The following is an 8082-nucleotide window of genomic DNA, read 5'->3' on the forward strand; positions in this document are numbered from 1 at the left end:
GCTTCGGCTTCGGCTTCGGCTTCGGCTTCGGCTTCGGCTTCGGCTTCGGCTTCGGCTTCGGAAATCACCTCTTCGACCGGCGCATCCGCGTCAACGGGGGCGTCTGTGGTTTCCGCATCGGTCCCAAGGTTTTCATCCCCGGCCATCGCATCCGCGTTCGGGTTTTCCACCGGTTCCTGATCGGATTTCTTCTTACCAGCCACCGTCACATTCCCCTTATCGATTCTAAAAACACCTGAACTCCGGACCAGACCAAGTTAATCTGCGTGTCGCGCGCTCTCAACCCGCATCGCGAGATTCACAAGTTTTTTAACGGCTTTCCGCATTCTGTCAGGCGTCGGCTCTTTGGCGATGGTCAGTTGAGCGTGGGCCAGTGTTTCAAGGGGTTCGGCGGTGGCCGGGCTGATTGCGGCCAGCCACAGGGGCGCGGTTCCCGGCCAGACATCGGCAAATTGTCGCGCTGTGCGGGGCGAGAACAACGGCACCAGAACCGCAGCGTCGCCGTCGGCAATGGCGGCAGCCTCATCTGACAAAGGCAGCAGAGTCTGCCGGTAAATCGGCTGTTCCTGAACCGTCAGACCGGATTCGGTCAGCCGCTCGGCGATGTTGCCCCGACTATGCTCACCCCGCAGATGCATCAGCGGAGACTGTGGTCGGAGTTGCAGCAGGTTCGCGATCAACTCCTCTGCCGTCGCGCCCATCATTTGAGCCTGCCACCCCGCGCCAGAGGCCGCGCCGGTTGTCGCGGGCCCCACGCAATAAGCGGGCAAATCCCGGTCCACCCCCATCGCCACCGCCGCATTAACCCCATTGGCCGAGGTAAAGATCAACCCCCGCATGCCCGCCAGATCGGCCTGCACCGGCAGCGGTCTGATCTCGATCAACGGGGAATGGATCACCGTCACCCGCGATCTGGTGCGGGCCGACAGCTGCGCAACGAACCTGTCCGAGGCGGCGCGAGGGCGGGTCATCAACAAATACAACAGGCAGCGCCTTCGGCCTTGGGATTGTTTGCGTCCGCGCGGGGTGATACCCCGCTTGGCAGTCATGATGCAACGGATCAGGCCAATGGTGCAAACACTTACCGTCCTTGGATTGGAAAGCAGCTGCGACGACACCGCCGCCGCCGTGGTGCGCCAATCGGATGGTGCGCGGGCTCAGATTCTGTCCTCGGTCGTGCATGGCCAGACCGAGCTGCACAGCGCCTTTGGCGGCGTGGTGCCCGAGATCGCGGCGCGTGCGCATGCGGAAAAGCTGGATATCTGCGTGGCACAAGCGCTGGACAGTGCCGGGCTGGCGTTGCGCGATATGGATGCCATCGCCGTCACCGCCGGGCCGGGCCTGATCGGCGGGGTGATGTCCGGTGTCATGTGCGCCAAGGGGCTGAGTGCGGCCACCGGCCTGCCCCTGATCGGGGTCAACCATCTGGCCGGGCACGCCCTGACCCCGCGCCTGACCGACGGGATCGCCTTTCCTTACTTGATGCTGCTGGTCTCGGGCGGGCATTGCCAATATCTGATTGCGCACGGGCCAGAGCGATTCACCCGTCTGGGCGGCACAATCGACGACGCGCCCGGTGAGGCATTCGACAAAACCGCCCGCTTGCTGGGCCTGCCACAACCCGGCGGCCCTGCGGTCGAGGCTGAGGCCCGGTCGGGAGACCCCAAACGGTTCCGCTTTCCCCGGCCTTTGCTGGACCGGCCCGGATGCGATTTGTCCTTCTCAGGGCTCAAGACCGCGCTGATGCGGATGCGGGATCAGATCGTGGCCGAGAAAGGCGGGCTGACCCGTCAGGACCGCGCCGATCTCTGCGCCGGGTTTCAACAGGCGGTGGTCGACACGTTGGCCGAGAAAACACGTCGGGCAATTGGCCTGTACCTGGAGGAAAACCCCTCTGACCCGGTGATCGCCGTGGCCGGAGGTGTTGCGGCGAATACGGCCATTCGGTCCGCGTTAGAGACTGTTTCTGCAGAAATGGGCGCGCGTTTCACTGCCCCTCCGCTGGCTTTGTGCACCGACAACGCCGCCATGATCGCCTATGCGGGGATCGAGCGGTTTCGCACCGGTGCGCGCGACGGGCTGGACCTGACCGCCCGGCCCCGCTGGCCTCTGGATCAGACCAGCCCGGCGATGCTGGGCAGCGGCAAGAAAGGGGCCAAGGCATGAGCGTTTCGGTTCTGGGATCGGGCGCATTTGGCACCGCGCTGGCGATCTCGCTGGCGGGCAACGGGCCGGTGACCCTATGGGCGCGGTCCAAGGAACAAGCGCGTTTGATGCAGGACACGCGAGAGAACGCCACCCGTTTGCCCGGCGTTCCCTTGCCTGCAAACCTGACCGTGATGGCCAATCTGCCCGAGGCCGCCGCGAACAATGTGCTGCTGCTGGCTATTCCGATGCAGAAACTGCACGCCGCGCTGGATCAGCACGCCGAAGCGCTGACCGGTAAAACCCTTGTCGCCTGCTGCAAGGGGATCGAGCTGACCTCGGGCCTTGGCCCCGTATCGGTGATCCGGCAAGCGATCCCGGACGCGCAGCCTGCCCTGCTGACCGGCCCCAGTTTTGCCGATGACATCGCGCACGGATTGCCCACGGCCCTTACACTGGCCTGCGAAAACGCCGATCTGGGCGAGGCATTGCAGGAAGAACTGACCACCGCCAATCTCCGCCTCTATCGGACCACCGATACGGTCGGTGCCGAACTGGGCGGGGCGCTGAAAAACGTGATGGCGATTGCCTGTGGTGCGGCGATCGGGGCGGGCTTGGGCGACAGCGCCCGCGCCGCACTGATGACCCGGGGCTTTGCCGAGATGCAGCGCTTTGCCGCGATGCGCGGTGCGCAGGTGGAAACCCTGATGGGTCTGTCGGGGCTGGGGGATCTGGTCCTGACCTGCTCGTCCGAATTGTCCCGAAATTACCGTTTTGGCCTGTCTTTGGGTCTGAATCGCCCCTTTGACAGCGCCACCACCGTCGAAGGCGTCGCCACCGCCCGCGCTATGGCCGACATCGCCCGGGCCGAGGGGCTGGACATGCCCATCAGCACCACGGTGGCCGAGCTTAGCCATGGTGCCTACAGTGTCACCGACGCCATTCAAACCCTGCTTAACCGACCCCTGAAGGAGGAATAACATGCTGATCGCCCTCATCGCCCGTGACAAATCCGGCGCCCTGCAAACCCGGCTGGACAACCGCGCCGACCACTTGGCCTATATCGAGGACACCGGCGTTGTCGCGCAGGCCGGGCCGCTGCTGGACGGCGATGCCATGATCGGGTCGCTGGTCATTCTGGATGTCGAAGATCTGGCCGCCGCGCAGGCATGGGCCGACAATGACCCCTATGCCAAGGCCGGGCTGTTCCAGTCGGTTGAACTGATCCCCTGGAAGAAGGTGATAGGCTGATGGCATACTGGCTGTTCAAATCCGAACCCTCGACCTGGAGCTGGGACCAGCAGGTCGCCAAGGGCGACGCGGGCGAGGAATGGGACGGGGTCCGCAACTATCAGGCGCGCAATTTCATGCGGCAGATGCAGGTGGGCGACCGGGGGTTTTTCTACCACTCGCAAAAGGACAAGGCGATTGTCGGCATTGTCGAGGTCTGCGCCGAGGCCCATCCCGACAGCACCACCGATGACGACCGCTGGGAATGTGTGGATATCAAGGCGGTGCGTCCCTTTGAACAGCCGGTTTCGCTGGACCAGATCAAAGCGGATGAGCGATTGTCCGAGATGGTGCTGGTCAGAAACTCTCGCCTGTCGGTGCAGCCGGTCAGCGACGCGGAATGGGTGTTGATCTGCGGGATAGGTCAGACGCAACCGGACTAACCCGGCCAGAAAACATAGTAAGGGAAGGTTCCGACGATGCAGAACCTTCCCTACCCCCGCGTGCTCCCTACTCACCACACGCGTATGGAATATCTTGGTTCTGACCGTCCTGGTCATGGGATGACCCTAGCCGATCCGGCACCGGGTTTTCAAACACCAAGTCCGTAAAATACGGCTCAAATACAAAGCGCCCACCGAGGGAACCGGCGGGCGCTGTGTAGGGGAAAGGGTCGATCAGCCGTAGATCGATTCTTTGCCGAAATGCTTGGTCAGCATGTAATAGACCACGGCGCGATACTTGTTGCGCTCGGACATGCCATATGTTTCCAGCGCCTTGTTGATGGCTTCCATCAATTCGGGACCATCCGAAAGGCCCAGTTTCTTGATCAGAAAGTTGTTCTTGACCGTTTCCAACTCGCTGTCCTGGCTGGCCGCCACGGTGGATGCATCGGCATCATAGATGGCCGGACCACACCCGATGGTGACCTTGGTCAGCAGGTCCATATCGGGGGTCATCCCACATTTGTTTTTCAGATCATCTGCATATTTGGCGATCAGTTCGTCGCGTTTTCCCATGTCCCGGTCTCCTTTGTTTCTGTGCTACGGCGCAGTTCACCGTTGTCGCGAAAGTAGGGTTTCGGGCGATTGTCATTAAAGGTAAAAAATCCGCGAATACTCCCCGTTGGTTCTAACCTGTTGGGGGCGGCTTGCTCGGCTATCGGCAATAGCCCCAGCCCGGACCTTGCAGATGGAAGTGATCCGCATGCAACCGATTGAAATTCGGCCCTAATACGACGCGAAACCAATCGCAAGCCCCCTGCCCGATCCGATGCAGAAAGGCGCCTTCGGGTCCGGTATCCTCCCAATCGGCCAGCAGGGTCAGGCGACGCCCATCGGCCAGTTGCACGCCCGAGATGTCGATGGCGTCCGCCATGGCATGGCTGCTCCAGCCGCTGTTTTCGCCTTGTGCGGTGCGCATCTGGCGGCAGTTATAGCTGCCGACATGGCGCAGCGCGGCGACATCCGTACCCAACAGCTCCCGCGCGGCGGGTTGCACAACATGATGTTCCCACATGGCCAGCCGCAGGGTCGTGGTGCAGCTGGTCTCAACCGCCCCGATATCCGCAGTCACCAGACGCGACAGCAGGCCCCGCCCGGCGATGCCGCAGTTCTGATCGACGACCAGATCCTCCATCACCGTAAAACCGGCCCCGGCATCCGACAGCGTGGCCCGGCACAGCGCCTCATCCGCCAAAGCCCGGCGCAGCTGATACGATGTGACCGGCGTGACCGGAGCGGTCACCGTCAACTCTTGCAACGGGTTCCAATGGGGCGGCACCGGGGTTTGCGGATGGGACAGAACCCACCAGCCGCCACCGCCGACGATGACAATCAAAACCACAGCCTTGAAAAACAAAGACGCCGCCAGATACAGAAACCGGCGGCGTCCTGAACGATCATTCATACCCGATCAGTAACGGTAGTGTTCCGGCTTGAACGGACCTTCCGGGGCCACACCGATATAGGCCGCCTGTTCGCTGTCCATCTGGGTCAGCTTCACACCGATCCGGTCCAGATGCAGGCGCGCGACCTTCTCATCCAGATGCTTGGGCAGGATATAGACCTTGTTTTCGTACTGGTCACCTTTGGTAAACAGCTCAATCTGCGCCAGCACCTGGTTAGTGAACGAGGCCGACATCACAAAGGACGGATGCCCGGTGGCGTTGCCGAGGTTCAGCAGACGGCCTTCGGACAACAGGATGATGCGATTGCCCGAGGGCATCTCGATCATATCCACCTGTTCCTTGATGTTGGTCCATTTGTGGTTCTTCAGGCTGGCCACCTGAATTTCATTGTCGAAATGGCCGATATTGCCGACGATGGCCATGTCCTTCATCGCGCGCATATGCTCGATCCGGATCACGTCCTTGTTGCCGGTGGTGGTGATGAAGATATCCGCCGATGCGACTTCGTCTTCCAGCAGGGTAACCTCGAACCCGTCCATCGCAGCTTGCAGCGCGCAGATTGGGTCAACCTCGGTCACTTTCACCCGGGCACCGGCACCACGCAGCGAGGCGGCCGAGCCTTTGCCCACGTCACCATAGCCGCAGACCACGGCTACCTTACCAGCCATCATCGTGTCGGTGGCGCGGCGGATGCCGTCGACCAGCGATTCCTTGCAGCCGTATTTGTTGTCGAATTTCGATTTGGTGACCGAGTCATTCACATTGATCGCCGGGAACGGCAGGTGGCCGTCCTTCACCAGCTGATACAGGCGGTTCACGCCGGTGGTGGTTTCCTCGGACACGCCCTGGATCTGGTCGCGCATCTTGGTGAACCAGCCGGGTGATGCCGCCATGCGCTTGGCGATCTGCGCCTTGATCACGGCTTCTTCTTCGGAACCCGGCACCGGGATGATGTCCTCACCCGCCTCAGCACGGGCACCCAGCAGGATGTACAGTGTCGCGTCGCCGCCATCGTCGAGGATCATGTTGGGGCCGTCTTCGAACAGGAAGGATTTGTCCAGATAATCCCAATGCTCTTCCAGCGACTGGCCCTTGATGGCGAAAACCGGGATACCAGCCTCGGCAATCGCCGCCGCCGCGTGGTCCTGAGTCGAGAAGATGTTGCACGACGCCCAGCGCACATCGGCACCCAGCGCCACCAGCGTTTCGATCAGAACAGCAGTCTGGATGGTCATGTGCAACGAGCCGACAATACGCGCGCCTTTCAGCGGCTTGGCCTTGCCATATTCGGCACGCAGGGCCATCAGGCCCGGCATTTCCGTTTCGGCAATGTCCAGCTCTTTACGGCCGAAACCGGCCAGTGAAATGTCTTTGACAATATAGTCCCCGGCCATCAGGTGCTCCATTCCGGTAAATCTTGGTCCGGATTGCCCCTAACATCCCTTTCGGGACGAGGCAACGAGGATGGCCGGAAACGGGAATTTAAGCAGCTAAATTCAGCTTGGCGTACCCTCAACCTTGATTTTCGGGATCGCCTCGAAAAAATCTGTGCCGACGGCGACAATACAGCTGATGCCGTTGGCTTGCGTCACCAGAACGGTGTAACTTCCCGTTTCCTTTGAGGTCCAGACCTCCATCACCGATTGTGCGCCGCGGGATTTCTGCAAACCGCCAAAGACCAGTTCTTCGGCATAGCTGTCCTGCAGCTTGGCGATCACATGCTCGCGTTCCGCACAATTCTGGGCAAAGGCGGGCGGTGCGGTGGCGGCCATTCCGAAGGTCAGGGCTATTGCAAACAAACGCTTGAACATAACAAGCTCCTTTCGATACGAGTTTCGTTTCGAGAGGGGCGCAACTGGGAGGAGTCTGCACCCCCCTCAGTCCTGATGTCGGTATCACCACTTGGCAGTTCAAAGCACGAACGCTCAAGAAAACGTTGGCAGCTGGTGATCCTGACAGATACATCTTAGCACAAAATTAAGAACTCAATGTGTCCAACTTCACAAGGCATGGCAGAATGGCAACACAACCCAGAGCGTGGCAACGGATGCTGTCGGGCCGCAGGCTGGATCTGCTGGACCCGACGCCGGTGGATATCGAGATCGAAGATATCGCGCACGGACTTGCATTTGTGGCCCGCTGGAACGGGCAAACGCGCGGCGATTTCGCCTATTCCGTGGCCGAACACTCCCTTCTGGTTGAAGAGCTGTTTGGCCGGATTGCCCCCAAAGCACCGGTCAAATGGCGGCTCGCGGCCTTGTTACACGATGCGCCGGAATATGTGATCGGAGATATGATCTCGCCCGTCAAATCCGCCGTCGGGCCTGATTACGGCGCGCTGGATGACCGTCTGGCGGCAGCAATCCACATCCGGTTCGGCCTGCCAGCGGCGGTGCCGAAAACGGTGAAACGGCAGATCAAAAAGGCCGACAAGATCAGCGCCTGGATGGAGGCCACCCAGATCGCGGGCTTTTCCGAGGCTGAGGCGACGAAGTTCTTTGGCCGCCCGGACAAGGCGGTGATGGAGGGGTTGGAGATTAGGTTACGCCCACCGGTTGAAGTACGGCGGGCGTATTTGGTGCGGCATGCGGAATTGCTGGAAGAGATGTAATCTCGAACCTCAATTACTCTCTGCGGCTGCGCACGATATGGCGTTTAGCCGAAAACGTAGAAACACAGTTTGTTGCCATCGGGGTCCCGCGCGTAGCCGCCGTAAAAGCGGTCGGGAACGCGTTGGCCCGGTTCACCCTCATCGGTCGCGCCCAGGCTGATCGCTTTGTCGTACAGCGCCTTGGCGT

General features: G+C 61.0%; 10 protein-coding genes and 1 pseudogene. 5 read left to right on the plus strand and 6 right to left on the minus strand.

The window, feature by feature from the left end:
• Both MPJ51_RS18315 and MPJ51_RS18320 read right to left on the minus strand, forming a co-directional pair.
• A pseudogene (locus tag MPJ51_RS18315) lies at positions 1-203 on the minus strand (hypothetical protein); the annotation flags it as partial.
• A 54-nt stretch (positions 204-257) separates the two neighbouring features.
• The gene (locus MPJ51_RS18320; RefSeq protein WP_298389635.1) at positions 258-971 is read right to left on the minus strand and encodes a uroporphyrinogen-III synthase; all 714 of its coding nucleotides are present in this window, start codon (positions 969-971) and stop codon (positions 258-260) included.
• Between the two features lie 97 nt (positions 972-1068).
• Here MPJ51_RS18320 and tsaD point away from each other — a divergent pair, with 97 nt between their 5' ends.
• From tsaD to MPJ51_RS18340, 4 genes are read left to right on the plus strand one after another with little or no spacing between them, the layout of a single operon-like run.
• On the plus strand, positions 1069-2166 hold the full coding sequence (tsaD, locus tag MPJ51_RS18325; protein ID WP_298389638.1) for a tRNA (adenosine(37)-N6)-threonylcarbamoyltransferase complex transferase subunit TsaD: 1098 nt from the start codon (positions 1069-1071) through the stop codon (positions 2164-2166).
• Positions 2163-3125 carry an NAD(P)H-dependent glycerol-3-phosphate dehydrogenase gene (locus tag MPJ51_RS18330; protein WP_298389640.1) on the plus strand — a complete coding sequence of 321 codons (963 nt, stop codon included), beginning with the start codon at positions 2163-2165 and terminating at the stop codon, positions 3123-3125. The genes tsaD and MPJ51_RS18330 overlap by 4 nt, the downstream gene beginning before the upstream one ends.
• Position 3126: 1 nt before the next feature.
• Positions 3127-3396 (plus strand): YciI family protein, encoded by a 270-nt coding sequence (locus MPJ51_RS18335; protein WP_298389642.1) that lies wholly within the window; start codon positions 3127-3129, stop codon positions 3394-3396.
• The gene (locus MPJ51_RS18340) at positions 3396-3818 is read left to right on the plus strand and encodes an EVE domain-containing protein (RefSeq protein WP_298389644.1); all 423 of its coding nucleotides are present in this window, start codon (positions 3396-3398) and stop codon (positions 3816-3818) included. Before MPJ51_RS18335 ends, MPJ51_RS18340 begins: the two co-directional genes overlap by 1 nt.
• 234 nt (positions 3819-4052) lie before the next feature.
• Here the strand turns inward: MPJ51_RS18340 and MPJ51_RS18345 are convergent, their stop codons facing one another.
• The 4 genes from MPJ51_RS18345 to MPJ51_RS18360 all read right to left on the minus strand — a co-directional run bounded on the left by MPJ51_RS18345 (position 4053) and on the right by MPJ51_RS18360 (position 7095).
• Positions 4053-4394 (minus strand): DUF2853 family protein, encoded by a 342-nt coding sequence (locus tag MPJ51_RS18345; RefSeq protein WP_298389646.1) that lies wholly within the window; start codon positions 4392-4394, stop codon positions 4053-4055.
• Positions 4395-4533: 139 nt separating this feature from the next.
• Positions 4534-5283: an extensin family protein gene (locus MPJ51_RS18350; RefSeq protein ID WP_298389648.1), complete on the minus strand. Its 750-nt coding sequence runs from the start codon at positions 5281-5283 to the stop codon at positions 4534-4536.
• A 6-nt stretch (positions 5284-5289) separates the two neighbouring features.
• Positions 5290-6678, minus strand: coding sequence for an adenosylhomocysteinase (gene ahcY, locus MPJ51_RS18355; RefSeq protein WP_298389650.1), 1389 nt, complete (start codon positions 6676-6678; stop codon positions 5290-5292).
• Positions 6679-6780: 102 nt separating this feature from the next.
• A complete protein-coding gene (locus MPJ51_RS18360) occupies positions 6781-7095 on the minus strand; it encodes a hypothetical protein (RefSeq protein WP_298389652.1) in 315 nt (104 codons plus the stop codon).
• Between the two features lie 206 nt (positions 7096-7301).
• Here MPJ51_RS18360 and MPJ51_RS18365 point away from each other — a divergent pair, with 206 nt between their 5' ends.
• Entirely contained in the window at positions 7302-7895 is a 594-nt protein-coding gene (locus tag MPJ51_RS18365) for an HD family hydrolase (protein ID WP_298389654.1), read from the plus strand.
• The last annotated feature ends 187 nt before the right edge of the window (positions 7896-8082 follow it).

This window comes from Ruegeria sp., assembly GCF_028066395.1.
Classification (GTDB): Bacteria; Pseudomonadota; Alphaproteobacteria; order Rhodobacterales; family Rhodobacteraceae; genus Ruegeria.

What these genes read in the sequence shown, in the direction of transcription:
- MPJ51_RS18320 (WP_298389635.1), bottom strand. Translation starts at nt 971, where the DNA reads ATGACCCGCCCTCGCGCCGCCTCGGACAGGTTCGTTGCGCAGCTGTCG.
- tsaD (WP_298389638.1), top strand. Translation starts at nt 1,069, where the DNA reads ATGGTGCAAACACTTACCGTCCTTGGATTGGAAAGCAGCTGCGACGAC.
- MPJ51_RS18330 (WP_298389640.1), top strand. Translation starts at nt 2,163, where the DNA reads ATGAGCGTTTCGGTTCTGGGATCGGGCGCATTTGGCACCGCGCTGGCG.
- MPJ51_RS18335 (WP_298389642.1), top strand. Translation starts at nt 3,127, where the DNA reads ATGCTGATCGCCCTCATCGCCCGTGACAAATCCGGCGCCCTGCAAACC.
- MPJ51_RS18340 (WP_298389644.1), top strand. Translation starts at nt 3,396, where the DNA reads ATGGCATACTGGCTGTTCAAATCCGAACCCTCGACCTGGAGCTGGGAC.
- MPJ51_RS18345 (WP_298389646.1), bottom strand. Translation starts at nt 4,394, where the DNA reads ATGGGAAAACGCGACGAACTGATCGCCAAATATGCAGATGATCTGAAA.
- MPJ51_RS18350 (WP_298389648.1), bottom strand. Translation starts at nt 5,283, where the DNA reads ATGAATGATCGTTCAGGACGCCGCCGGTTTCTGTATCTGGCGGCGTCT.
- ahcY (WP_298389650.1), bottom strand. Translation starts at nt 6,678, where the DNA reads ATGGCCGGGGACTATATTGTCAAAGACATTTCACTGGCCGGTTTCGGC.
- MPJ51_RS18360 (WP_298389652.1), bottom strand. Translation starts at nt 7,095, where the DNA reads ATGTTCAAGCGTTTGTTTGCAATAGCCCTGACCTTCGGAATGGCCGCC.
- MPJ51_RS18365 (WP_298389654.1), top strand. Translation starts at nt 7,302, where the DNA reads ATGGCAACACAACCCAGAGCGTGGCAACGGATGCTGTCGGGCCGCAGG.